Source organism: Teredinibacter haidensis (assembly GCF_014211975.1).
In the GTDB taxonomy this organism is placed as follows: Bacteria; Pseudomonadota; Gammaproteobacteria; order Pseudomonadales; family Cellvibrionaceae; genus Teredinibacter; species Teredinibacter haidensis.
The window spans coordinates 3,094,046-3,119,736 of the sequence record NZ_CP060084.1 but is presented as its reverse complement, the minus strand read 5'-3'; the positions used below and the strand labels follow the sequence as shown (position 1 = coordinate 3,119,736).

The following is a 25,691-nucleotide window of genomic DNA, read 5'->3' as shown; positions in this document are numbered from 1 at the left end:
TTTCTATAATCTTCTGACAGCTAGTGCCTGCTGATACTGGTCGACCATTTCGTCGCTAAAACAAGCAAAAATTACGCTCTCAATCGCGTCCGTATGAGTTAAAAATTTACACACGGTTTCGACTGCGATTTTACAGGCTTGGTCGTGTGGATAGCCGTAAACGCCGCAGCTAATGGAGGGGAAGGCGATTGATTTGAGTTGATGCTTTTCCGCTTGGTGCATACAGCTTTGGTAGCATTCTTTGAGCTGTGAAGGTTCCCCCTGGTGCCCGCCATGCCACACCGGCCCTACGGTGTGAATAATATGGGCGGCTTTTAAATTAAAGCCGGGTGTTATGCGCGCCTCGCCGGTTTCGCAACCGCCGATATCTCGGCAGTATTCGGTAAGTTCAGGTCCTGCCGCCCGATGGATGGCACCATCCACACCGCCGCCGCCAAGCAAACTGTTATTGGCCGCATTAACAATCACATCGACGTTAAGAGTTGTGATATCCGTTTGCTGTACAAGTATTTCTGTCATGCCTGTACCCCTTCTTTCCGAGTGAAATGAGAGTGTTTTAAATACTTTTTATTCAGAGCCCCTGATTTGAGGGAGGTTATTGTAGCCTAGATACCCTCGTTTCGCTTTTTTGGTTTGTTTATGCGCCAGAAGTTGATAGAGCAGGGTTGAAGCACGTTGCTGAACTCCGCTTGTGGAAAGTCATCCAGGGAAACTTCACCTTTTTTGAATTCGGGGCGCATTCCGTTAATAAAGAGTTTTTTGGCCGTTAACTTTTTAGCGGTTAGGGCATAGGTGGCGACAACGGGGCCAAAGCCGTGAGCGTTAAGTGTGATGTTCTGTTCTGAAATATTGATAGCGAGCAGGCAGAGATCTTCACTGGTTTTATGCTTATGGCAGTACGTCCGTAGGTCTGGCGTTTGGCTTGCTACCTCGTAAACGTCTTCCCCCATCAGTTGCCCCCACAGCCAGCTTACCCAGTAGTCGGGGCGTGGTTTCAGGGTTAGGCGGTCGATCATACCGTAGTCGCCACCGATAAGGCTTTGGCGAATCATCACCTTCTGCCCGAGCCGGGCGCCCTGGCCCAGCTGGTCTGCCCACCAAAAGCAGGAGGTGTAGCGGTCGGATATTTTGGGTTGGCCACCGCACTGAGCAGAGCCTGTTTCACCCGTCCACAATTCGGCTTCTGGCTGATGAATATCGCGCATATGGCGTAGTTGTTTACTGTAGTGCCCGAAGGTTTCAAACGATTTGCTGGAGAGAGCACGGTTTATGGTTGCGGTGCGGGTTCGCACGGGTGAGCGTTCACTCTGAAAGGGATAATAGTGCCAATCGACAATATCCAGCTCTGTGCGCAGGCTTTCAAGAAATTTTTTGGTGATATTGGAAAAAGGTTTGATGGTTTCACCCAGTATCGGCCAGAAGGCACTACCGGGGCCGCAAATGCGGATATTGGGGTAGTAGCGGCGCACCAGCTGGGTGAAGGTCGCGTAATCGTGGGCAAGGTCCTTGGCGCCGGGTTGGGAGCGCAAGCCGTGAAAGGCCCAATAGGCGTTTAACTCGTTTCCCAGCTCGCACACGTCGATGGTGTAATTTTGTTCCTTGGAATATTGCAGTAATTTCTGGATTTCAGTACCGGTCCATTCACCCTGCTGTTTGCGTTTGAACAGTCCGTACTTAAAGGTAAAGGTAAATTTAAGGTTGTTGCGTTGTATAAACTGATGCAGCGAATCCCACATTTTTTTCGAAAGAACCAATACCTCCAGCCCGCGTTCATCACTCTCAAAATAGTGTATTTTGTCGGCTTCAGAGCCACCGACTCGCAGGTAGGAGGGGCCGAGGGCTCGCACCAGGCGATCCAGCTTTTTACTGTTTAAGTCCAGTGGTGGCACTCTTAGGGTTCCCAGGCCACGTCTAACACCGTTGCTGCCTTCCCACCAGAACCCACCTGCGAGTACAGAAATATCGATCGAGAATGACAGATATCGGGCGTCCACCGTTTCGACAGGCTCCGGTTCGACAAGCGCAATGAGCGCCGGTTTGGGCTGTTCTTCCAGCAGCGCTAAGGTATTCGCTCTGCTTGCTCGAAAGGGGTTTAGCTTTTTCAGTTGCTGTAACAAGGTGGTCATAAGGCCTTTTAGTAAACGTCTGAACTCTAGAGGGGATTCGTTGCAAAAGCGTTACAATAGCCACTGTTGTTGGTGTTGTCCTTCGATAAGGCGGGAGAGTTGTGGTCGTGGCGGGTGTTCGTCTTCAAAATACGTTTTCTGAATTAAGAGCGAGGCGCCTTGCGGAGGCTTCGCGGGTATTTCGCGCCAGAGGTAAATCGGTTGTTCGCTGTGAGATTTGTCAGTTGGCCGATTATGCCTGTATTTGCGATTACCGCCCCCAGCGAAAAAGCAAATGCGAATTTTTGTTGCTGTTCCATCGCAATGAGGTCTTTAAGCCCACTAATACTGGACGCCTAATTGCAGATGTTTTGCCAGCGCAAACTCACGTAGCCTGCTGGAGCCGAACTGAGCCAGAAGAGACGCTGCTGAAACTGCTGGCAGATCCAAGCCGGCGATGTTTTATTGTCTTTCCCGAAGAGGTTGAAAACCACCAGAGTACACAGGCGCCGCCGCAAGATGACAGGATCAATACGTTTATATTGCTGGATGGCACCTGGAAACAAAGCAGGCGAATGTTGACGCTGAGCCGCTGGTTAGATGGCTTGCCTTTACTGGGCTTTCCCGAGTCTTTACTGCGTGGCTATGCGGTACGAAAATCCAAGCATTTACATCAGCTATCCACAGCAGAAGCTGGAGCCTTGTGTTTACAGTTGGCGGGGGAGCCGTTTGTGGCAGACATACTACTGGATTATTTTGCACTATTTAATCAGCACTACCTGGCGACTCGAGGGAGTTATCAGCCGAAAGAAACTGAGTTGCACCGGCGCTTAAAAAATAACATTTAACCGGGCGGCTTTTTGCGTTTAGTAAATTTTGTGGCCTCTGCATCCCAGGGGTTGTCTGGCCAAGGGTGTTTGGGGTAGCGGCCTTTCATTTCTTTTTTTACGTCCTGGTAACTGGTATTCCAGAAGCCCTCCAGATCTTGCGTAATTTGCAGTGGTCGCCTTGCTGGTGAGAGTAAATGAACCAGCAGTTTAATTTTTCCGTTGGCGATAGTGGGGGTGGTTTTACAACCAAACATTTCCTGTAATTTTACTTCTAGTACGGGGGGCGACTGACTGTAGTCGATGCTTAGATGCGAACCGGACGGAACTTGAATGCGCTCGGGAGCCAATTCGTTTAGCTGCTTTGGTAGTGGCCAGGGCAGAAGTGACTCCAATATTGATTTTAAATCTAGGCGTTTTAGGTCGGCGCGCTTGCTAATGTTATTGACGAAGGGCGATAGCCATTGGTGCGCGCTCTCGGTGAGTGTTTTATCACGCATATCCGGCCAGCCGGGTTGAGCATCCGGGAAGGCGTTGTGCAGTAATATAATGCGCGCCTGCCATTGGCGTAAGTCTTTGTCCCAAGGTAGGGTCTGGATGCCGAGGCTTTGGACCAGAGTAATAATGGCGTCTTGTCGTTGTTGCTCTGAAATAGCCTTTAAGGGGCTGCGCTTTAATATTATTTTACCAATACAGCTTTGTTTTTCAGCAATTAATTTTTCGTCCTGCCACTCAATAATCTCCCTTTGACTTTTTTGCTCCCGGAGCTCTCGACTAAACAGCACGGGAGACAAGCGGGTAGCGGAAAAAATTCGGTCTTCCCTTTGGCCGCTGTGGCCGCCAAGTTCGGCTATCGCCAGCCATTCACTGCCAGCGAGCGGGTCGTGTTCGCCAAGCCGTGCGGAGCGGCCATTACTGAGTAAATACTGGTGTCGGCTATTGTCACGCTTCTTGGCGATTCTATCGGGGAAGGCACAGGCCAGTAAAAAACCAGTTTGTGCGTTTTGTTCAATTGTTGGCGCTTGTACGTTTTGCTGGACAAGCTGACGGTACTGCTTGGCCTGTTGCCGTGTCCGTTTCAGCCAACCCTGATGCTGCTGGTTGCAGATAATATCTCCGGCCAAAATACTTAGTGCCGTTTCAATATCGGTACCCGGAAGTGGGTTTCTGTCACCCAGTAGCGCCGCGATGTTGCTGGCTTTGCCTTTTAGCCCATGCTGCGCGCCTGCGACCAGCATGTGCGCCAATCTTGGCTCCATCGGCAGTGCTGCCATTGCTTCGCCGTGCGGTGTTAGCGCCTGGGTGTTGTGATCGACTGCGCCTAGCTGTTGTAACAATGTCAGGGCTTGCTGAAAGGCCGCTGCAGGAGGGCTATCCAACCACTGTAGTTCGCTTGGCTCGGTTACACCCCATTGCAGCAGCTGCATGACGAGGGGTGTTAGGTCTGCTTCCAGAATTTCTGCTGGTGTATGGGCAAGTAGTTGTGACTGCTGTTCGGCGCTCCATAGCCGGTAGCAAACGCCGGGGGCCAGTCGCCCGGCGCGCCCGGCGCGCTGGATGCTTGAGGCGCGAGAGATTCGCACGGTTGAAAGGCGGGTCATACCCGTGCGCGGGTCGAACTGTGGCTTTCTCGCCAGGCCTGAATCGACAACGATATTCACGCCCTCAATGGTTAAACTGGTTTCTGCAATGTCTGTGGCCAACACAATTTTACGTGTGTAGGGCGATGTTTTAGCCAGCGGCGCAATCGCTTTTTGTTGCTCTATCAGTGGAATACTGCCGTGGAGGGTGAGTACTGCTACTGAACTTTCAACGATGCTCGAAAGTTGCTTAGCGCAGTCGTTTATTTCTTTTTGGCCCGGTAGGAATACCAGTATATTCCCAGCCTGTGCCCGCAGTGCCTGCTCAATGGTTTTAACGATATTGTCGGTAACGGGAGCGCCCAGGGGTTGGTTTTTTCCAAAAAAAATATCTACCGGATAGCTCCGCCCCTCACTGCGGATAAGTGGGGCGTTATTGATCAAGGAGGAGACGGCTTCGCCGTTGAGGGTGGCTGACATGACCAGAAGCTTTAGCGGGTTTTCCGGCTCTCGAAAGACATCTCTCCCTTGCAGGCAAAGCGCCAGGCCAAGATCGGAGTGAATGTTTCTCTCGTGGAATTCATCAAAAATAACGAGTGCCGTGTCGCTTAGCTCGGGATCGTATTGCAGTCTGCGAGTTAGAACACCTTCGGTGATGACTTCGATAACGGTTTTTTTACTGACCTTTCGTTCGAGGCGAATAGTGTAGCCAACGGTTTCGCCCACTTTTTCGCCCAATAGCTGTGCCATGCGCTCGGCCGCTGCACGGGCGGCAACACGACGGGGTTCTAGCACTAAAATCTTGTTTCCCTTGCGCCAAGGGGCGTCCATTAGCGCAAGGGGAACGGTCGTCGTTTTACCCGCTCCGGGCGGCGCTTCCAATACCAGCTCGTTGCTTTTCTGCAAAGAGTTAATAATGTCTGCCATTATTTCAGCAATGGGCAAATGCTTGTCGGGTGAGAGCATAGTGGCGCTATTGAACTTGATCGCGCATAAGCGATACGGCTTTGATTTGCGCGTAAACGATTTGATTTTTTTGCAGTTTTAAATTGTTTAAAGAGCGGCGGGTAATACGCGAAAGCATGGTAGACCCTTTTGCTCGGAGTTTTACCAATATTTGGCTTGGGTTGGGGCCGTCGATAAAGTCCTCCACCGTTACCGGTAAGATATTGCTGATGCTGGTGCGCTCGGCAAAATCTAAGGCAATACTCACATCGCGAGCCATTATCTTTACGCGAACAGGTTGGTTTATCGCTAAATTGCGATGTGAAATGACAAGGCTGCCGAAATCGGTGCTTAATTCGGTTAAGTGAAAGCCGGGCTGATGTCGAGTCACAATTCCATCGGTCACAATACAGGCCTCCTCCAGGTGAGAAAGCGGCAGAGCGGGGTCGGTTAGCAGTTCGTTTAGCGGACCTGTGGCCAGTATTTTCCCGTGGTCCATTAATACCATGCGATCGGCAATACGCACTACCTCTTCGACAGAATGGCTGACGTAGAGAATGGGGATATCCAATTGCTGATGCAAGGTTTCCAGATAGGGAAGAATTTCAGCTTTGCTCTTTGCGTCTAGACTAGCAAGTGGCTCATCCATTAATAGCAGTTGCGGGCTGGTTAATAATGCTCGTGCGATACCGACACGCTGTTGCTGGCCACCGGAGAGTTGATGGGGGTAGCGTTCCAATAGAGAGGCAACACCGAGCAGCTGTACCGCGTCGTCAAAACGGATTTTATGTTCGTCGACAGGAATACGTTTGTAGCCGTACTGCAGGTTTTTGCGCACGTTCAGATGGGGAAATAAACTGGACTGCTGAAAAACATAGCCGATGGGGCGTTTATGTACGGGAAGTGATTGTTTATCGTTTTGGAATACCCAACTTTTAAATCGTATGTGCCCGTTTTGAATTTTTTCCAGACCAGCCAGAGTACGTAGCAACGTTGTTTTTCCTGATCCGGACGCACCAAAAATGGCGGTAATACCCTGCGCAGGGAGGGTTAGATCAACGCTTGTATGAAAATCATCTTTATGGAAATCGTATTGCAGACGAAGGTCGTTCATTTGTGCTGACCTCGCTGGTGCCTGTCGAGAAATTGCAGGCTTAACAGCACGGCAAAGGCAAATGCCAGCATACCACCAGCGAGCCAGTGGGCCTGTGCATATTCCTGGGATTCCACATGATCGTATATCGCCATGGAGAGGACTTTGGTTTCACCGGGAATGTTGCCGCCAATCATAAGTACAACACCGAACTCGCCCATGGTGTGGGCGAAGCTCAAAATGATAGCCGTTAGTAAACCGGGGCGAGCCAAGGGGAGCGCAATGGTAAAAAAACGATCAAGCGGAGAGGCCCGCAGGGTGGCTGCGGCCTCCCAGGGTTGGTTGCCCATGATCTTAAACGCATTTTCCAATGGCTGAACGGCGAAGGGTAGCGAGTAGATAACCGAGGCCACGACCAAACCCGCAAAGGTAAAGGGAAGGGTGCCGAGGCCGATTGTTTGTGTAAACTGCCCGACAAAACCCTGAGGCCCCAGTAGCAACAATAAATAAAACCCCAGCACTGTTGGCGGCAGTACCAGAGGCATGGCGACAAGTGTTGATATAACGGGTTTAAAAATGTTGCGTGTGCGTGCCAGCCACCAACTTAGAGGGAGGGCAATTAAAATCAGCAGCCAAGTTGTGACTACAGCGAGTTTAAGGGTCAGCCAGATGGGAGTGGTGTCCAGCGGTTCAAGCATCTAAGGGTTTATTCAGTCGTTTTGAGGGGTGTCCGTAGCATAACCCATTTGACTGATAAGTGCAGTTGCCTCGCGGCTCTGCAAATAATGGAGCAGTGCAATTGCGGCTTTGTTGTCCTCTCCTTTTTTCAGTAATACCGCTTTCTGGTGGAGGGGAGGATATAGATCCTCCGGCACCTGCCACCAATAACCACGCTTATTTTCAGGCACTTGTAATATTTGTGACATCGCGATAAAACCGCTGCTAACGCTACCACTGGCAATAAACTGCATGGTTTGGGTAACGCTATTACCGTAAACAGTGGTGTATTTTGTTTTCTGGGTATTGAGTTTTTTCAACGCAAAGGTTGCAGCTTTACCGTAGGGGGCAATTTTGGGGTTTGCCAAAGCAATTTTCTGTTTTGCCTGGAACTTTGGAGGGGTTGAGTTGGCCGCTTTTTTAGGCTCCCAGTACACCAGTCGGCCGCGCGCATATGAAAAATCGCTATTCGGTACCGCGTGACCACTGATGAGTAACTTCTCTGGGCGCAGGCTGTCGGCCGATAAAAAGGCATGGAACGGAGCACCGTTTTGTATTTGCGCAAAAAGCTTACCGGTAGACCCACTGACAATTACCAGCTTGTGGGGATGCTGTTGTTCAAAATTTTCGACAAGAGATTTTAATGTGCTGTAAAAATTTGCAGCCACAGCGATACGGGCAGTTTCCGCATAGGCTCCTGCTGAGATAAAAAGAGTATATGTAATGATTAATAGCGAACAAATATTACGCATTGCGAATCGTTACTTCGTTTAGGGCTGGTGTAGACAAGCTAACGCCCTCGATTTCTGCGGATGTAAAAACGGCATCGTTTACTTCATATAGTGTTCTTACTAAATGTTTACGAAGCGTTGACGTCACCTTTGTGTCGGGAATACGCTCTAAATAAAGCCATAGCGTGTAATGCAAGGCGTAGTCGCCTGTATTGGTTAACGCCCACTCGAATTCACGATCTCGATTGATTTTGAGGGGCTTGTTATTTACACAAAGTTCGAAGGATTTTTTAAATATCCGGTCAATACGGGATTTAAAATGCCCAATTTGTTCACTGCGTTCTTCCGGCGTACTGCCTTTGAGTCCGGGATAGGCTATTTTATATACCAGCGATTTACGTAAGCCATCGGTTGATGCGACTTTACTTAAGTTGTCTATTTTCGATTTAATAAACTGGCTGTTGCGAATGAGTGTGCGGTGATTATTGCGTATATCGTAAAGCACAATATAAATCAGCGATACTTTATTAATAACATATTCGTCTGGATAGCCATCTACAACTACAACATCACCGTCTTCAAGCATACGGGAATTTAAAATAATCAAGCCGCTGATAATGTCGGGTGCCCAAGTGCTACTGGTAAAGGCCAGAAAGGCGGCGACGATACCGAATATGCCGGTCGTTTCCAGCATGCTGTCTGCACCCCATATTTTGATTAGGGTGTAGAGCAATAGAATAATAATGAAAATCAAACAGAGGAGGTCAACCAGCCTGGAGCTGTAGGTATCCAGAAATATCTTTTTCTCATCAATATTTCTTTCGTTACCAAATCGCTTACGGGAGAAAAATTCACATAGTTTGTATAGGTAGAGCGAGGTGTAAATGGCGGCGAGGCTAAGCCCTAGCTTAATAAAAGCGTGTTCATAGTGGTCGCTAAAGCGCAGTACGCTAAAGTCCAGCAAGTGCAATACAAGGATGATGACGTTGACCGAGCGGAAGATACGTAGCGTGGTCTTGTTTTGCTCTCCCGACTCCAGTATGCCCAGCAGGGGGCGGGCAAGTAGCAGCAAACTGATGTTGATGAAAAAAATCAGCCCATGGGCGATCAGCTCTGTGCGGTTGAGTTCCGGAATAAGCCAGGCCACAATATCCAAAACAACACTCCCTTTGTTATGTGCAAAGCGAGATGATAGCTCTTACTGGATAAAACATAAACGCTGTTATGTCTTGTAGTGTCCAGCCTGTGCAGTTTGGTCTAATGGGGCTTTACACGCCGTTTACGTCGTTGAGCGAAGCAAACGGTGTGTAAGGTTTCTGTTTTGCGGTGCTTTAGCCGGTAATTGCGGTTATTTTGTTCTCTTCTTGTGAAGAGGGCTCCGCTTCTTTGGTTGTGAGCAAGACGGACGGCTTGCCTTTACAGGCTTTTACCAGATCATCGCTGCGTTTTGCCAGTAACAGGCCAATGGCCTCTACATCCTGTTCGCTTACGCCGGGTACTTCGGCCTCTATAAGGCTGGTGATACTGGCTGCCAGCTCTAACATTTTATCGTGTGCATCTGCTGCTTTTTTATCATCAAACATACTGCCGTCCCGGTCACATTTCCAAACTGCAATGACTGCCATAACTGAATCCTCGCTCAAGGTGAATCAAACAATACTGTACAAGAGTACAGTAATTGTGGGTGGGTGCAAGTAGATTAGTGAAGTTGTCGGTCAGTATTATGAATTTTCTGAAATTTACGGGTAATGATAACCGTGACGAGAACCGTTATACGCTGGATTAGGTCGGGTGCTGTGCCGGGTGAAATATGGGACTGAATTCGCTGCTGAATGGCCTGGTACCGGTCATTGTCTGTAGGATCGAGCGCCGGAATGGCTTTGATAACATTGCGCATAACCTCGTTAAAGTCGCCGCCCTGGTTGCTGATTAATTTTTGTGCATGTCGCTCAAGCTCTTTCAGCTTCATGGTTTTTAGCTGAGTTACTAAACCGGCTTCCGGGGTATTGAGGAGTTCATGGGTTTTCATTGCGTTAGCTACTTCCTGTTCTACAGATTATGGCGGGGTGGCAATGGTAATCGGTATGATGGTTATTTTCAGTGTTCAAGTTCAAGCGAAATGCAAAATAAACGTCCTTACTGCCAGCAATGCCAGCGTCCGCTGAGAACCTGTCTCTGTGATTTGGTTAAACTTGTGCCTACTGAAACGGAAGTTGTTATTTTGCAGCATCCCAGTGAAGCTGGGCATGCGAAGGGAAGTGCGCGATTACTTCATTTGTGCTTACCCAATAGCCGACTGTATGTGGGGGAGGTTTTTCAACCGGATGAACTCCAGCTTCAAGCCTCTGGGAGTGTACTGTTATACCCGGGGGCGGATAACAGTAGGGGGGCAGATCGCTGCGAAGTTGTTAGTCAATTGCTGGTACTGGATGGGACCTGGCGAAAAAGTCGAAAGCTGCTGTACCTGAATCCCTGGCTGCAAGATCTGCCGCGGCTGGCTTTAGATTCGGGCCAAAGCCGTTATCGAATTCGAAAACCTGAATTCGGGCATCAGTTGTCGACGTTCGAGGCGACGCTGTCTGGTTTAAGTCAATTGGAAGGCCCAGATAAATTTACATCTTTAGGCGACGTGTTTACTACTTTTGTGGACCGTTACGAGCGGTTTATCAACGCTAACAAGTGTTAAATCACCCTTCATATAAAAGGAGCGAATCTGCTGGTAGAATATGAGGAGGAAAAGCGTGGTGAGATGGGCAGGTTTTTTTCGAATATATCGGTTAGAGAAGGCGCGCTGCTGTGTGTATAAGGAGCCCAGAATGCAGGATCGACGAGAGGGTTTAAACTATGATTATGAAACAATTTCTACTCAGTACTTTCTTTCTTTTTATTGCCGCTTGTAGCACGACAGGTCAACAAGCGGTGCCTAAAGTTTCCGAACTTCTCGTCGAGCAGCTCGGCGGAAAGGGGCGCGATTGTGTTCGTATTTCGGATATTAAAGGCTATGGCTATCAGCATAATGTCTTCACCATTGATGGTCGCGGCGACTACTATCTGGCGACAACCGTCACGCGTTGTCACTCGATGGCTGCCACGGTTGGTGTCGTTTTCCAAGGCCCGGGAAATGAAGTCTGTGGTGGCGGTGCAAGTAAAGTCTATGGCAGCGGAACTGACTGTACGATTTCAAAGGTCTATGAGTTTCCTTCTAGGAAAGAGGCGTTTTCCGCATTAGATAAGGCGGTTAAAAAACGAGAGGAATTATTGCAAGCCGCTAAACAGGCTACGCGGGAATAATAGGCATATTTTTTTGATGGACCGTTTCACAAGCCGTAAGAAATTACTCTTACGGCTTTTTTTTAGCTGTTTGTTTTAGCGCAGAGTGGACAATAAGGAATGTAAATGCTGCCAGAATTCCTGTTAAAGCCCCGGCTATATGGGACAAATAGTTGATATTGCTACCGCTCTTACTAATGGTGATGGAAAGCATATCGGAACCGATATAGCTGATAGATACCAGTAACAGTGGTAGGCGAAATGTCCCCGAAAAAAAGAGTACCCAGAAGAATATGTGTAAGAATTTGTGCGGATAGAGCAGGGTAACAAAAATCATGGTGCTGGTTACAACGCCGGAAAGCCCCAGTGAGGGTGAGGTGCTGCTCATGTTGAGCGCGCCAAAACAGTAGACCATGTCGGTGGCAATGGCGCTGGCCAGGAGAAATACGGCAAAGGTTAGGTGCCCCAACAGTTGCTCGGCTCCTACTGCGAAAGCAAGAAAGAATATCAGATTGAACAGTAGGTGCATCCAGTTAAGATGAATTACTTTAGATGTGAGCATGGAGCGTATATCGTAGCTGCCGGGTTCGTACCACCAGTCTACAGTGGCCGAGTTGGGCACTATTTTATGCATTCGCTCCAGTTGATGCAGGATTTCTTTCGAGTTGAGATGCGTTTTATGTTTTTCGTGAATAAATTGTTTAAAAATGGGCTGAGGATCTGCGGTTAAATCCAACTGTACAAATAGTTCAATACACTCCTCCTGTGAAAGCATCTTATCCAGTTCGTCACTTATTTCATGTTGACAGAAATTATGGATATCATTTTTATATATATACCATGAATACTCCTGCACAAAAAAAGTGATTAGGCATATTAAGGTTACCAGAGTTGTCACTATGGGAACTACGGAAAGTTCAGAGTCGACTTTGTACGGGAAAATGATCATGTTTAGTGCCTAATAGGCTTCCTTGTGCGCCATATAACCCATAAAAATGGACGTCTATTGGCGTCAGCGCTATAAGTGGGCTCCATGTCAGTAAGTATAGACGTTAGAATTTTTAAAACGACTATGACGACATTTCCCCCCCGTATTTGCTAGACTCAATAGAGGTAATATTTCCATAGAAAATAATAAGCGAGAGTCGTAATGAAAAAACTCTACAAGGTTTTAGTTTTACTGGTGGTTAGCGCATTTGTGCATCACGTTTATGCTGTGCAAGTGAGTTTGGATGAAAACGATTACTTCGAGGCTCAGGGGCTGAATGTACTGGTATTTAGCAACTGGTATAACGGATTGTTTAGTGATGCAAAAATTAGTGGCGTCGAACTGATTCATCACGGTGAGCGAACAGCAACCAATGGCGATGTGCGTTTAAATGCAACGCCCGAGCAGTGGGATAAAATTCCGGCGTTTATCGATCGCAAAGTGAATGTGGAAGCCCAAACGATAGAGGCCTTTCTGCATTATCCTGATTACAATTTTAAATACTCCATTAGAACTACGGCTGTTGATGATGGAGTGCAAATAACCGTAAATTTACCGGAGGTTCTGCCAGAAGCGTTAGAAGGACATGCCGGCTTCAATATGGAATTTGTGCCATCGGCCTACTTTGAAAAGGCCTTTCTAATGGATAACCAAGCGGGTACCTTCCCGCTCTATCCGACCGGAGCGAAAGAGCAAAACGGAACCCTGCTACCCACGCCCCTGGCTGTGGGACAGAAGTTGGTGCTGGCGCCAAGCGATCAAAAGAGCAGAGTCTCGATCGAGTCTTCAAGCGCAGCGCTGCAATTATTTGACGGGCGCAATAAGGCCCAGAACGGTTGGTTTGTGGTTCGCAGCCTGATTCCCGCAAAAGAAAAAGGTGATGTGTTGCAGTGGACGCTTTCGGCCAGTGTTGAAAAAAACTGGCTGCGTAAGCCGGTTATTGGGCATTCGCAGGTGGGGTACCACCCCAAGCAAAGCAAAGTGGCGGTGATTGAGCTGGATGCAAGGGACACCAAAAAACATCCCGCCAGGCTGCTCAAGGTGAGTGCAGATGGCCACCAGTCAACCGTGTTTAAAGCCAAGCCCGAAGACTGGGGTAAGTACAAGCGTTACAACTATCGTAAATTTGATTTCTCTAGCATTACTGAACCGGGTGTTTATAGGCTGCAGTATGCAGATGTAACCACTGCTCCCTTTTTGATTGGAGAGAATATCTATACAAATGCCTGGACCCCTACACTGGATATGTACATGCCCGTGCAGATGGATCATATGCTGGTGAATGAAGCCTATCGTGTATGGCATGGTGCTTCGCATTTGGACGATGCGGTACAAGCGCCTGTCGATCTTGAGCATTTTGATTTATACGCTCAGGGGCCAACAACGGATACCCCATATAAGCCGGGCGAGCATATTCCTGGCCTGAATATTGGCGGTTGGTATGATGCCGGTGATTTCGATATCCGCACCCAGAGCCAATACCGTACGGTGATGGGGCTGGTAGATGTATGGGATCACTTCAAGCCTACGCGTGATACCACCCGGGTGGATTATGCGCGCAAGTATGTTGATCTGCATGTTCCTGATGGCAAGGCCGATATTCTTCAGCAAATCGAACACGGTGCCCTGGCGCTGATTGCCCAGCACCGTGCCGTTGGTCATGCAATTCCCGGTATTATTGTGCCCAAAATTACTGAGTACACTCATCTGGGTGACGGTATGACCATGACCGACAATATGATCTACAGCCCCGGCATGGGTGAGCTGGAGAGCAACGGCATTAATAGCGGTAAGTTTGATGATCGCTGGGCCTTTACCTCCTACTCGTCAGCCTTGAATTACGGTTCTATTGCCGGTTTGGCCGCCGCCAGCCGCGCACTGCAAGGCTACAACGATGAGCTGGCGAAGGAATGCCTGGATACGGCTACAGCGGCCTGGGAGAAAGAGCAAAACCAGGAGCCGGTTATATTTGCTTACGGTAATACTACCGGTGGTTCGTTGGAGTCGGAAAAGCTTAATGCCGCAGTTCAGCTTTTACTTACCACCAAGAGCAAAGCCTACGCAGCGGCTTTGGAGCAGATGCAGGATGAGCTAGAGAAGGGGTTTGTATTCCAGGCGGCCAATGCTGTGAAAGTGTTGCCCTTTATGAGTGACCGCTTCAAACAGAAGGTGCGCAGCTTGGCAGAGGGCTATACGCAAACTCTGGCGAAGACCGAGCAAGAGAACCCCTACGGTGTAAAAATTACCGAAGGTGGCTGGGCCGGAAATGGTTTTGTGATGATGGGTGCGGTTAACAATTACTATTTACACAAGGCTTTTCCCGATCTTGTTAGTGCAGAATCTGTCTATAGCGGCTTGAATTATCTTTACGGTACCCACCCTGATTCCGATCTTTCTTTTGTTTCCAGTGTCGGAACTCAGTCGAAGCAAGTTGCATATGGTATGAACCGGGCAAATTTCTCCTTTATTGCCGGTGGCATCGTGCCCGGAGTGCTTATTTTAAAACCCGATTTTCCGGAAAACCGCGAAGATTGGCCTTTTATGTGGGGGCAGAACGAGTACGTGATTACTATGAGTTCGAGCTATATTTTTCTGGTGCACGCGGTAGAGGATCTACTTAACGGCGAGTAATGATAAAAGTAAAAAGGGCTTCGGCCCTTTTTTTGGGACTTATAATAGCTAAAATATATCAGGAGTATCAATCTCATTGATTTGAGGCGGTTGATGTTGGCGCGTACTATTGCTTCATCGACATTAATTAACTAAATCAATCAGGAGTCTTGATATGTCACAGTCCTTAATCAACACCAAAATCCTTCCTTTCAATGCAACCGCTTACCACAAAGGTGACTTTGTACCCGTCAGTAGTGATGACTTGGCCGGTAAGTGGGCGGTAGTGATGTTCTACCCAGCGGACTTCACTTTTGTTTGTCCCACTGAGTTGGGCGATATGGCCGATTATTACGCACAGTTGCAGGAGATGGGCGTAGAAGTTTACTCGGTATCGACCGATACCCACTTTACTCACAAAGCTTGGCATGACAGTTCCGATACCATTAGCAAGATTGACTTTCCAATGATCGGCGACCCAACAGGTAATATCACCCGCAATTTCGGTGTGATGATTGAAGAAGACGGCCTTGCGCTGCGCGGAACCTTTGTTATCAACCCAGAAGGTGAAATCAAAGTTGCTGAAATCCATGACCTGGGTATTGGCCGTTCTGCAAAAGAGCTGGTTCGTAAAATTCAAGCTGCACAGTATGTTGCCGAGCACGACGGTGAAGTGTGCCCCGCCGCGTGGCAGCCAGGTGAAGAAACGTTAGCGCCATCGCTAGATCTGGTTGGCAAGATCTAAAAGCCGGCAATTCATACCTTGTAGTTCGCTCGTCACCGGAGTGGGGCGTCCCCCCTCCTCCGGTGACAAGTAACCACCATGTTATTTTCTCGATCATTCTCGTACAGGAGAGGATCAAAAGCTGTTAGGAGAGAACCGTGTTAGACACCCAACTGAAAACCCAATTAACAAGCTATCTTGCCAACTTAAAAGCACCGGTGGAGTTGGTGAAGTTTGTAGACGACAGCGCTAAGGGCAAAGAGTTAAACGAGTTGGTCAACCAGATTGCAGAGTTGTCTGACAACGTAGGTATTATTGAAAAGGACAGTGCCGGAGAGCGTGTACCGTCCATGATGGTACGCTCAGCAACGACTGGTAGTGAAATACGTTTTGCCGGCGTGCCTATGGGCCACGAATTTACTTCATTGGTATTGGCTTTGCTGCACAGTGGCGGTCACCCGATGAAATTGGACAAAGAGGTGATAGAGCAGGTACGAGGGCTGGAAGGTGAATTTCAGTTTGAAACCTATGTATCACTCTCCTGCCAGAACTGCCCAGATGTGGTTCAGGCATTGAATATTATGGCGGCGATTAATCCACAGGTCACTAATGTGATGATCGATGGTTCTGTGTTTCAACAGGAAGTTGAGGCGAAAAATATTATGGCTGTTCCCGCTGTCTATCTAAACGGCGAAAGCTTTGCCCAGGGGCGTGTCAGTCTGAAAGAAATTTTGCAGAAGGTTGATACTGGAGCCGCGGAGAAAGACGCTGAAAAAATCAATCGCAAAGAACCATTCGATGTCTTGGTCATTGGTGGTGGCCCAGCTGGCGCTTCGGCAGCAATATACGCCGCTCGTAAAGGTATTCGTACTGGCATTGTTGCAGACCGTTTTGGTGGGCAGATGCTGGATACCGTTGCTATCGAAAACTTTATTTCGGTGAAGGCCACGGAAGGTCCGCGATTAGTGGCCAGCCTGGAAGAGCATGTACGTGAATACGATGTGGATATTATGGCTGACCAACGGGTAAGCCGACTCGTCGAAGCCGAGCAGGAAGGTGGCTACGTTACAGTTGAACTGGAGAGCGGTGCAACCTTGGTTAGTCGCTCAGTTATTGTGGCTACCGGTGCGCGCTGGCGTGAAATGAACGTGCGAGGTGAAAAAGAATACCGAGGCAAGGGCGTAGCTTACTGCCCTCACTGTGATGGTCCTCTGTTTAAAGGTAAATCAGTAGCGGTGGTTGGTGGAGGGAACTCCGGTATTGAGGCTGCCATCGATCTTGCCGGTATCGTCGAGCGTGTTACGGTGCTGGAGTTCGACAATAAGCTTCGTGCCGATGAAGTGTTACAGCGCAAAGCCAGAAGTATGGGCAATATCGATATTATTATGGAGGCACAAACTACCGAGGTCTTGGGGGATGGTGATCGTGTACAGGGCTTGAAATATCTTGACCGCGCCACAGGTGAAACCAAAACGATTGAGTTGGCGGGTATTTTTGTGCAGATCGGCTTGGTGCCCAATTCAGAGTTTCTGAAGGGGACCCTGGCATTAAGTAATCGCGGCGAAGTAATAAGCTCCGAACGTGGAGCAACCTCCATGGCGGGGGTGTTTGCGGCGGGAGATGTGACGGATGTGCCGTTTAAGCAAATTATTATTGCCATGGGCAACGGTGCTACCGCTTCACTTGGGGCTTTCGATTATTTAATTCGAACGCCAGCACCTCTCTCCGAGCAAAAGAATGTAGCTTAAAACGCGTTAAAGTTAATCGATACACGATTGTTTTCCGCTGCCGCTAGATTCCATGCGCCCGCAAGGGTACCCGGAGCTTGCTCTGGGTATTCGTGGCGGGGTTTGCTGTAACCCTGGCTTGAAACATTTAGTTCCACTACGCCGTCGCGAATGGGCATGGCGTTTTGTTCAAAGTTTAAATAGGGCAGACTGAGAAAATCGCTTGCGGAATATTCTTGTGCAATATCCGATGTAAAGACGCACTCCTGCACAGGCATGGTACTTTCGGCCAGCTGCCACTCACCAGCCTCACTGGGTTGCAGGCAAAAATTGCCTAAATGAACCATCAGATCGATATTACCGCTGAATCCTGTACTGGCAAGACGGTAAACTAGGTTGCTAACCTTCAGTATTTGCTGTTCATTTAGCGGAGTGCTGGCGTAGTCAAATTGGAGGTCGATATCCAGTGCCCAGCTCAGCGCTTCCATAATGCCGGGGTTGTAGGGCTCTGCTTCTGTCACCGATTGTTGAGGCCCCAGGCTGGTTGCCAGGGTTTTGATCAGTTGTTGCTGTTGTCGGTTTGCGCTAATTAAATCCTGGTAATGATTCTCCATTTGCAGCAGTTCCTGGCGCGTACCGAAAAGCTCGTAGGCGATCAGGCTCAGTCCCAACAAAATAAGCAGTAATAGGGAGCTGGAAATAACGGATGTCTTGCGCTGGTCTGCGTCGATCTCTGCGTTAAGAACAGACAGGGGAACATCGCCTACCACCGGTTCTTTGCCGCCGTTCTTTTCTATTTCACCGCTTAAGCGGCGCACGATAAAACGCGCGTTATCCGCCATTTGTTGGCGAACATCGGCAATATGCATTTCAAACAGGCGAGCAACTTGCAAGCGTATTTTTTCCAGCGATTCTGTTTCCTGGTTGGTGGAGCTGGAAGCGGTCGCTCTGGGGGCTGCATCGTACTTGGCACTGGAGCCGGAGCTCGCGCTGGAAGATGCGGTAGCAACAACCGGATTGGGTTGTGCGGGAGGATTTGTTGGTGTGTCCTGTTTTTCCTTGGGCACAATTTTCAACCCGGACAGAACTCGCTCCAGGCTGGCCGGTTTGATCACTTCTTTGGACAGAATATCGAGGGCTCCCAGGGCGCGGGCTTGGCCTACATAAACGTCACCCTTCTGGGCGGTGTACATTATCACCGGTATCATGGCGGTGTTAGGATTGGCTTTAATAATTTTGAGTGCTTCGAAACCATCCATACCTTCCATATGGTGGTCCATAAAGATAACTGCAGGGCTGCGGTAGCTGAGATATCCCAAGGCTTCTTCGGCACTGAAACTAACGTCCACTGCCAGCTCGTAACGAGAAAGCATTTTCTTCAGCCGAAGTTGAGCTGTTTTGGAATCGTCCACAATAAGCACACGCTGCATTCTGTCTCCCTCAAAATAATTTTTTATTTGCGTGCAATTTAATCTATGTTGTCCGCACTATGCCAGAGCCAAAGGTTCAGAATGTGAGATACTCTGTGCCAAATAGCACTTTCTAGCGGGTGCTTGATTAATAATTAGTGCTAAATGCCTAGGCCGTCGATTGAATACTAACGTTATTGTTCATAGGTATTCTAAAGCTGTCTCTTCGGCAGGTTTGTATAAGGTTGATGATTGATGTTACAGCTTGCTCAAAATCAAACGGGTAGCCGCAAAAAAATCCTCTATCGTATTTTGGTGCTGCGAGCGATAGCCTTGGCTATCGCCTTTAGCGTGTTAGCCGTTTTCCAGTTTATGTTGGAGCGGCCGCTGGATTATCCCCTGCTGTACGGTATAACGTTCGCGGCGGCTCTATATTCGGCAGTAACCCTGCTGCGTCTGCAAAGTCTGACACCGGTTACAGATGTTGAGCTGTTTTTCCATCTGCTGATGGATGCGCTTATCCTATTAGTGCTTGTAGCGTTTTCCGGGCGGGCAACCAATCCGTTTATTTATTATTTGCTGGTGTTGGTGGCGATAAGCGCCACAATTTTTACGCGAGCGGTAAGCTGGGTGTTCGCTGGTTTGGCTGTTATAGCGTATACCGCGCTACTTTATCTGGATTTGGAAGAGCATATTCACCACTTGTTTAGCGATTTTCAGCTGCACTTAATCGGTATGTGGGTGAATTTTGTAGGCAGTACGTTGCTGATGCATTTTTTTGTATCGCTGCTGGCGACGGCGCTTCGAGATCGGGAAGTTTTACTGGCGCGCTCGCGGGAAGAAACCTTAAAAAATGAGCAGCTTGTGGCTATTGGCACCCTGGCGGCATCCACGGTACACGCTCTGGGTACACCTTTGTCTACCATGGCGGTAATGTTGGGAGAAATGAAGCAGGACACCGAAGTTGATCTTGAAGATATTGGCCTGCTGTTGGGGCAGGTGGAGCGCTGTAAGCAAACCATGAGCAAGTTGTCGACGATCGCTTCGAACCAGGAGTCGGAGTACCGTGTTTCACCGGTAGCGGAATTGTTTGACGATCTGGAAGAGCATTACCATCTGTTGAGTCCGGTGCGGGTTCCCAATTTCTCGATGGATAGCTCCGTAGAGCAGGCACAAATTCATCACAGCTTATTACTGCTCTATGCTTTGATTAATTTAGTGGACAATGCTGTTCGTGCGGCTCAATCGAGGGTGGAGGTCTCGGCAAAAGTTGCCGGCCACAAGTTGCAAATCAAAATCAAAGATGACGGCCACGGCATGCCTGCAGATATGGTTGAGAATTTCGGCAAACCGAATTTTTCTCGGCAGGAGGGCGGGCTTGGCATCGGTATCTTTTTGTCTAATACCACAATTGAGAAGCTTAACGGTAAAATTGTACTGTTTAATCCCAGCGAAAGTCGCGATGGTAAAACCACCGTCTTAGTGGAGCTGCCACTGGCAAATGAAGATGACAAATAACAAGTTTTTTTATATTGAAGATGATGACATTCTTGCGAGCGTTACCGTTAAAGCGCTTATCAAACGCAGCTACGAGGTGGAGCACTTTAGCTCTGTTGCCGAAGCATCTGCTTGCGACCATCTAAGTGATTTTGCATACGGGCTGTTGGATTTAAAGCTCGAGGATGGCAATTCCTTAGCGTTAATCGATGCTCTGATTAATGCAAACCCCAGGATGAAAATACTGGTGCTGACCGGCTATGCCAGTATTGCCAGTGCCGTGCAGGCAGTCAAAATGGGCGCGACCAACTATCTGGCCAAGCCCGCGACGGTGGACGACATTTTGCGTGCGTTTGAGAAAGGTGCCGGCGATAGCCGCGAATTGTCGCTGGAAACGGTGGATGAGATGTCGTTGCGCCGTCGGGAGTGGGAAACTATTCAAACGGCACTGGCGGCCAACAACGGCAATATTTCAGCCACTGCTAGGCACTTGAAAATGCATCGTCGTACGCTACAGCGAAAACTGCAGAAAAAGCCCGTTAGTGAATAGCTTGTAAATCCGCCCCGCCGCTGGCCAAAAGGGGCCTATCATCCCCTCTAGGCTCACCACTCAAACTCGCCATAGAACGCCTGATTTTACTGCTAGACTTGATGGAGTAGGCCATCAACCCCGTCTGTTTGGAGCTAACCTAGTGAGCGGAAAAAATCCATGAAAGCCCCTTGGAGCGAGACTCTCGTTTTGACCGCTGTTTTGATAATTTCCGGAACGGCGCTTGCTGAAGACGGGTTGGTAACGGCTGCCGATCTGATTGAAATGGACTTTGAAGAGCTTGTCAATATGGATGTTGAAGTTGAGAGTGCGGGTAAAAACCGAACTCGGGCGATGGATTTGCCCTACGCCGCGTTTGTGATCAGTAATAGTGATATTCGCCAAAGTGGAGCGCAAACGATTCCCGATGCCCTGCGCCTGGCACCTGGAGTATCGGTAAATCAGATTTCTGCCGGTGAGTGGGCTGTCGGGATTCGTGGCGGCGGCGGCCGATTCTCGCGCTATGTATTGATTATTGTGGATGGCCGTATTGCCTATAACGCGGTATTTAGCGGAGTGAATTGGGATGAGTTAAACCTTTCCCTGTCACAGATTGAACGCATTGAAATCATACGAGGGCCTAATGCCGTTGCCTGGGGTGCGAACGCAGTCAACGGTATTATCAATATCGTTACCGAAAAGCCCAGTGCTAAAAAAACCAATAAGCTCGCAGCCTGGGGGGGAACGGATGATCGAACCGGTGCTTCGCTGAACTATTCCCAGGCGCTAAAAGGGCAATGGTTTATGGGGATTGCTGGTCAGGCGCAAAGGTGGCGAGGTTTAAAGACGTTTTCGGATAATGTACGAGAGGACGGGCACGAGGACTGGCGCCTATCGACCACACTAAACCGCGAGGCCGAACGAGAGACGACCCAGTTTTCAGCGGACGTCTTTGGTATGCGCCAGACACCCGTCTGGAACTGGTACGAGAGCGAAGATCTGTCGATGGTGGAAGCGGCTAACCGAGAGGATAAGCATGGCTGGACGCTGTTGGGCAGCCATCAGGCAGCCATTAGTGATTTTGGCTTTTGGACGGTGCGGGGCTCCTACGAGCGCACTAAACGCGATGCCACGCTCTACCAGTGGGATGCGACCAACTATCAGCTGGATATGGAGGTGACTGCTCGCTGGAAGCAACACAATCTATCCGTGGGGGTGAACGGGCGGCTTAACGACTCCTATATTAAAACGCGTGAGGATTTTGGTCTGCGTTTTCTACCGCGCGCAAGAACAATACGAAACAGCGGTGTCTTTTTGAGCGACGCCATCAATTTAAGCGAAAGTGTGCAACTGACGCTTTCAGCAAGGTTGGACAAGAATGAGCTGAGTGCAACCAGTCTGCAGCCTTCGATTCGAATGCTGTGGAGCCCAACCGATGACGATCGTTTATGGATTGCAGCTTCCGAGGCGAGAACAACACCGGCAAGGGCATTGGTAGATATTGCCGATGTGACTTATGCGGTGGTTCCCGCTGAAAGCGCCGGATCGCCATACCCTATTGGTATAAACGTTAACGGATACCAGGAAGAGGAGGATGACTCGCGTTTAAAGGCTTTAGAGCTTGGTTATCGCCGTACCTTCGATGATTATAATTTTGATATTGCAGTATTTGATTTTGACTATGCGAATGACGTAAGCCTTACCCCATTGGGGGAGCCTGTTTTAATACTCGATCGCAATCACCAGCCGACACATTTTGTGCAGCAGGCGGTATTCGACAATGTTCGTGAATATGGAAGCCGTGGTGGTGAGATTAGCATGAGGGGAATGTGGTCTGAATGGTGGACTTTTCAAGTTTCCTATTCTCGCGTTGGCCGGTCGGATGTGGCGTCGGGCTGGAGTTCCAATTTTTCATTTATGAATAATATCCAGCTCTCGGAAACAATCCACTGGAATATTTGGTTGAGATACACCCATGGTAACGACAGCGTTGGAGCACAATTTGCAGATTCTGTATCGAGGAATGACGCCTCGGAAAATTACGTTTTAATTGATACCAATATTCATTGGGATATCTCATCACGTTGGACGCTGAGCGTTATTGCCAACGCGCTTGGTGATGAACACGTAGAGGCAGAGAGGGAAGAGTTTGGCGATACACCATTTTTAGTGGAACCCTATGTGATGATGAAGATGGGACTTAATTTTTAATGATCTGCCGGGCGATATTTGACAGCTTTGTCGTGCTGAAATTCCGCTTGGTATTGGTGACGTTGCTGCTTTTGGCCTCCGTTCCGAAAGTACAAGCGCAGGAGCAGAGCATTCATGCGTTACGAAGTGCGTATCTTTACTATTTTTCACATTTTATTAGCTGGCCGGAAAAAACGGAGTTTACCAACAACGAACTGAAGCTCTGTGTGTTGACTGATGACGAGAAAGACCGGTACCAGCTGTCGACGATAGAGAATAAGAATCTTGGGGTAAACACACTACACATTCAATTTTTCGAGGCTGTAGGTAACGCTGCGGCAGACGATTTAAGTCAATGTCATATGATGTATGTGGCAGAACGTTATGATAGATGGTTAGAAAATAACACCGATCGTATTGATGATAAAACGCTGCTGGTGACAGAGGGGGGGCTTCAAGCCAAGGGCGATATTCATCTGTTTAAACTGAAAAAGAAATTGAAGTTTGAAATTAATCACGAAGAGTTAATGTCGCGTCAGTTTAAGGTAAGCTCCAAATTGCTTCGCTTGTCTCGAAGAGAAGGGGCCTGATATGCTTAAACGGTCTCCAGGCGATTTTAGATCACGGATTTTATGGTTGGTATTAACTGTAGTGTTGGCTTCCGGTATTGTCAGCGCCGCCGCAGTGCTGTGGAATTATGATCGTGTAGGCCGTGAAGTATTGCTGTCAAGAGTAACCATGGCCTCTGATATTATTAGTCAGAATGTCGCCGCTTCCGTACTATTCGATGACCGGGTGACGGCAAATGAAATTTTGGCGACCTACAGTGCAGATCGTTCTCTCTTACTGGCCGTGTTGGTGACAAATAAAGGCGATGAGCTTGCACGGTACACTAGTAAAATCTATAACGAAGAAAAACAAAACGCTTACCATATTCGTAAAAATGTTGTTTTTGAGGGTGAGATTATTGGGCAGCTTGGACTCGTCATATCCAAAGATGAAGTCTATGAACATAATGTCGATAACGGTATTTTTGTCTTGCTTTTGTTAGGAGTGGTTTTTATTGTTGCTTACGGCATTACGGTGCCGCTTATTCGTTCGATTTTAGTCCCACTCCTTAATCTACATCAGTTGTCTGAAAAAATTGCGAAGACTCGAGACTACTCCCTGCGGGTTGAAATTCAATCGGAAGATGAAGTTGGCCGATTGAGTAAAATGTTTAACCAGATGGTAGAGCAAATAGAGCACCGCGATTCCATGCTGGAAAAACAGGTTGGCCACCGAACAAATGAGTTGGAAAAATTGGCTGAAGAATTTCGCTTTAGGGCTTTTCACGATAGCCTAACGGGGTTGCCTAACCGGGCGTTGTTAAATGAACGTTTTGCTCACAGTATTGAGCATGCTAGCCGAACCAATACGCGCTTTGCCTGCTTGCTATTGGATCTGGATGATTTTAAAGCCATCAACGATACCAAAGGCCATGAGTTTGGCGATGAGCTGTTGATCGAGGTGGCAAATCGCCTGAAAGCGGTCATTCGGTCAGAAGATTTGGTGTGTCGCCTAGGCGGAGATGAATTCGTATTAGTGTTGAACGATCTTCAGGATGTACAGGAGGTTGAAATTATTGCGAGAAAAATTCTTGCGCAAATTAACCGCGAGTTCAAAGTAAAAACGGAACGTGTGACGACTGCTGCGAGTATGGGCGGAGCCGTTTTTCCGGATCATGGTGAAAATTTAAGCACTATAAAACGCCATGCGGACGTAGCCATGTACCGGGCGAAGGATGAAGGTAAGAATCGCTTCTGTCTCTTTTCTGAAGGCATGGAGGAGGACGTTAAGTATCGTCTTATGATACTTAACGATCTGCGCCCGGCAATCGAAGAAAAACAATTGGAAATCTACCTGCAGCCCAAGATAGACCCGGTCGCTGGGCGGGTTAGTGGTTGCGAGGCGCTGGTTCGTTGGAATCATCCGGAAGAAGGATTTTTAACCCCAGATAAATTTGTTCCCTACGCGGAAGATGTCGGGATGATTGCAGAAATTGATTATTTTGTTATACGTGAATGCTGCGAGTTGATTGTAAAATGGTCGAAAATAATCACTCAACCAATTCCTATCGCATTCAATCTTTCGGGTCGACACTTTCACAATTACAAAATTGTTGAAGTTCTGGAAGATGCAATAAACCAGTACCACCTTGATCCTTCTATGCTAGAGGCGGAAATTACAGAAGCAGTATTGATTCAAGATCCCGATAAAGCACAAAAGATTGTGCATGCCATTAAGTCGTTAGGTTTGGGTATTAGTCTGGATGATTTTGGTACAGGTTACTCTTCGCTGAATTACTTGAGAACATTGCCTATTGACACGGTAAAACTCGATCGTTCTTTTGTGGCCAATATTGACAGTAACCCCCAGGATCGGAGGCTTACTAGAGGTATTGTTTCTCTTGCCCAGGGGTTGAATTTGAAGTTGGTCGCGGAAGGCGTTGAAAATGAAATGCAAGTGCGTGCATTACTGGAGTTGGGCTGCGTGACCATGCAGGGTTACCATTTTCTTCCTCCTGCATCCAACCGAGATTTTCTGCAGTGGTACATAAAAAACTATTCCCTTGATGGAACTCAAGGAGAATAAATTTTTATGTAAAATACAAATATTGAAATTGTCACGAGCCCGCTAATAGAATTCCCACTCAATTTCTCCCTGAGTTTTTGTAACGCAGTCTGCAGTATCTTTTTTATAATTCCTA

At 48.3% G+C, this 25,691-nt stretch carries 22 protein-coding genes; 11 read left to right on the top strand and 11 right to left on the bottom strand.

Translation table 11 applies throughout. The features are described from left to right. Positions 1–3 precede the first annotated feature (3 nt). Positions 4–519, bottom strand: coding sequence for an O-acetyl-ADP-ribose deacetylase (locus H5715_RS12370; protein ID WP_075187837.1), 516 nt, complete (start codon positions 517–519; stop codon positions 4–6). 86 nt (positions 520–605) lie between these two features. Next, entirely contained in the window at positions 606–2,126 is a 1,521-nt protein-coding gene (locus H5715_RS12365) for a glycosyl hydrolase family 79 N-terminal domain-containing protein (protein ID WP_083608240.1), read from the bottom strand. Positions 2,127–2,233: 107 nt separating this feature from the next. On the opposite strand from H5715_RS12365, the gene H5715_RS12360 reads away from it, so the two are divergent. Next, on the top strand, positions 2,234–2,953 hold the full coding sequence (locus tag H5715_RS12360) for a tRNA-uridine aminocarboxypropyltransferase (protein ID WP_075187876.1): 720 nt from the start codon (positions 2,234–2,236) through the stop codon (positions 2,951–2,953). Here the strand turns inward: H5715_RS12360 and hrpB are convergent. The 7 genes from hrpB to H5715_RS12325 form a co-directional block, all read right to left on the bottom strand. Further along, entirely contained in the window at positions 2,950–5,478 is a 2,529-nt protein-coding gene (gene hrpB / locus H5715_RS12355) for an ATP-dependent helicase HrpB (protein ID WP_075187836.1), read from the bottom strand. The genes H5715_RS12360 and hrpB overlap by 4 nt on opposite strands. Positions 5,479–5,485: 7 nt before the next feature. Then, entirely contained in the window at positions 5,486–6,571 is a 1,086-nt protein-coding gene (modC, locus tag H5715_RS12350) for a molybdenum ABC transporter ATP-binding protein (RefSeq protein ID WP_075187835.1), read from the bottom strand. Continuing rightward, the gene (gene modB / locus H5715_RS12345; protein ID WP_075187834.1) at positions 6,568–7,248 is read right to left on the bottom strand and encodes a molybdate ABC transporter permease subunit; all 681 of its coding nucleotides are present in this window, start codon (positions 7,246–7,248) and stop codon (positions 6,568–6,570) included. Before modB ends, modC begins: the two co-directional genes overlap by 4 nt. A gap of 12 nt (positions 7,249–7,260) precedes the next feature. After that, positions 7,261–8,019 carry a molybdate ABC transporter substrate-binding protein gene (gene modA, locus H5715_RS12340; protein WP_075187833.1) on the bottom strand — a complete coding sequence of 253 codons (759 nt, stop codon included), beginning with the start codon at positions 8,017–8,019 and terminating at the stop codon, positions 7,261–7,263. Beyond that, complete coding sequence (locus tag H5715_RS12335; RefSeq protein ID WP_246434782.1) at positions 8,012–9,145, bottom strand: mechanosensitive ion channel domain-containing protein; 1,134 nt, start codon at positions 9,143–9,145, stop codon at positions 8,012–8,014. Before H5715_RS12335 ends, modA begins: the two co-directional genes overlap by 8 nt. A gap of 184 nt (positions 9,146–9,329) precedes the next feature. After that, the gene (locus H5715_RS12330; RefSeq protein ID WP_075187831.1) at positions 9,330–9,623 is read right to left on the bottom strand and encodes a YebG family protein; all 294 of its coding nucleotides are present in this window, start codon (positions 9,621–9,623) and stop codon (positions 9,330–9,332) included. Between the two features lie 74 nt (positions 9,624–9,697). Further along, positions 9,698–10,027 carry a hypothetical protein gene (locus H5715_RS12325; RefSeq protein ID WP_075187830.1) on the bottom strand — a complete coding sequence of 110 codons (330 nt, stop codon included), beginning with the start codon at positions 10,025–10,027 and terminating at the stop codon, positions 9,698–9,700. A gap of 90 nt (positions 10,028–10,117) precedes the next feature. Here H5715_RS12325 and H5715_RS12320 point away from each other — a divergent pair, with 90 nt between their 5' ends. Together H5715_RS12320 and H5715_RS12315 are read left to right on the top strand one after the other, a co-directional pair. Then, the gene (locus tag H5715_RS12320; RefSeq protein WP_075187875.1) at positions 10,118–10,684 is read left to right on the top strand and encodes a tRNA-uridine aminocarboxypropyltransferase; all 567 of its coding nucleotides are present in this window, start codon (positions 10,118–10,120) and stop codon (positions 10,682–10,684) included. A gap of 158 nt (positions 10,685–10,842) precedes the next feature. Further along, the gene (locus H5715_RS12315) at positions 10,843–11,289 is read left to right on the top strand and encodes a hypothetical protein (protein ID WP_083608239.1); all 447 of its coding nucleotides are present in this window, start codon (positions 10,843–10,845) and stop codon (positions 11,287–11,289) included. A gap of 49 nt (positions 11,290–11,338) precedes the next feature. Here the strand turns inward: H5715_RS12315 and H5715_RS12310 are convergent, their stop codons facing one another. Further along, on the bottom strand, positions 11,339–12,217 hold the full coding sequence (locus H5715_RS12310) for a rhomboid family intramembrane serine protease (protein WP_075187829.1): 879 nt from the start codon (positions 12,215–12,217) through the stop codon (positions 11,339–11,341). Positions 12,218–12,418: 201 nt separating this feature from the next. On the opposite strand from H5715_RS12310, the gene H5715_RS12305 reads away from it, so the two are divergent. The 3 genes from H5715_RS12305 (at position 12,419) to ahpF (ending at position 17,338) form a co-directional block, all read left to right on the top strand. Next, a complete protein-coding gene (locus tag H5715_RS12305) occupies positions 12,419–14,887 on the top strand; it encodes a glycoside hydrolase family 9 protein (protein WP_075187828.1) in 2,469 nt (822 codons plus the stop codon). A 154-nt stretch (positions 14,888–15,041) separates the two neighbouring features. Beyond that, positions 15,042–15,611, top strand: a complete 570-nt coding sequence (gene ahpC / locus H5715_RS12300; RefSeq protein WP_075187827.1) for an alkyl hydroperoxide reductase subunit C — start codon at positions 15,042–15,044, stop codon at positions 15,609–15,611. Positions 15,612–15,748: 137 nt separating this feature from the next. Next, complete coding sequence (gene ahpF / locus H5715_RS12295) at positions 15,749–17,338, top strand: alkyl hydroperoxide reductase subunit F (RefSeq protein WP_075187826.1); 1,590 nt, start codon at positions 15,749–15,751, stop codon at positions 17,336–17,338. On the opposite strand, the gene H5715_RS12290 is transcribed toward ahpF, so the two are convergent. Then, complete coding sequence (locus H5715_RS12290; RefSeq protein ID WP_075187825.1) at positions 17,335–18,747, bottom strand: response regulator; 1,413 nt, start codon at positions 18,745–18,747, stop codon at positions 17,335–17,337. The genes ahpF and H5715_RS12290 overlap by 4 nt on opposite strands. A 234-nt stretch (positions 18,748–18,981) precedes the next feature. Between H5715_RS12290 and H5715_RS12285 the strand changes: the two genes are divergently transcribed. The 5 genes from H5715_RS12285 to H5715_RS12265 all read left to right on the top strand — a co-directional run bounded on the left by H5715_RS12285 (position 18,982) and on the right by H5715_RS12265 (position 25,576). Then, positions 18,982–20,244 carry an ATP-binding protein gene (locus H5715_RS12285; protein WP_075187824.1) on the top strand — a complete coding sequence of 421 codons (1,263 nt, stop codon included), beginning with the start codon at positions 18,982–18,984 and terminating at the stop codon, positions 20,242–20,244. Beyond that, positions 20,234–20,773, top strand: a complete 540-nt coding sequence (locus tag H5715_RS12280; RefSeq protein WP_075187823.1) for a response regulator transcription factor — start codon at positions 20,234–20,236, stop codon at positions 20,771–20,773. The genes H5715_RS12285 and H5715_RS12280 overlap by 11 nt, the downstream gene beginning before the upstream one ends. A gap of 159 nt (positions 20,774–20,932) precedes the next feature. After that, positions 20,933–22,963, top strand: a complete 2,031-nt coding sequence (locus tag H5715_RS12275) for a TonB-dependent receptor plug domain-containing protein (protein ID WP_075187822.1) — start codon at positions 20,933–20,935, stop codon at positions 22,961–22,963. Then, positions 22,963–23,532: a YfiR family protein gene (locus tag H5715_RS12270; protein ID WP_075187821.1), complete on the top strand. Its 570-nt coding sequence runs from the start codon at positions 22,963–22,965 to the stop codon at positions 23,530–23,532. The genes H5715_RS12275 and H5715_RS12270 overlap by 1 nt, the downstream gene beginning before the upstream one ends. A gap of 1 nt (position 23,533) precedes the next feature. Next, positions 23,534–25,576, top strand: a complete 2,043-nt coding sequence (locus H5715_RS12265; protein WP_075187820.1) for a putative bifunctional diguanylate cyclase/phosphodiesterase — start codon at positions 23,534–23,536, stop codon at positions 25,574–25,576. The last annotated feature ends 115 nt before the right edge of the window (positions 25,577–25,691 follow it).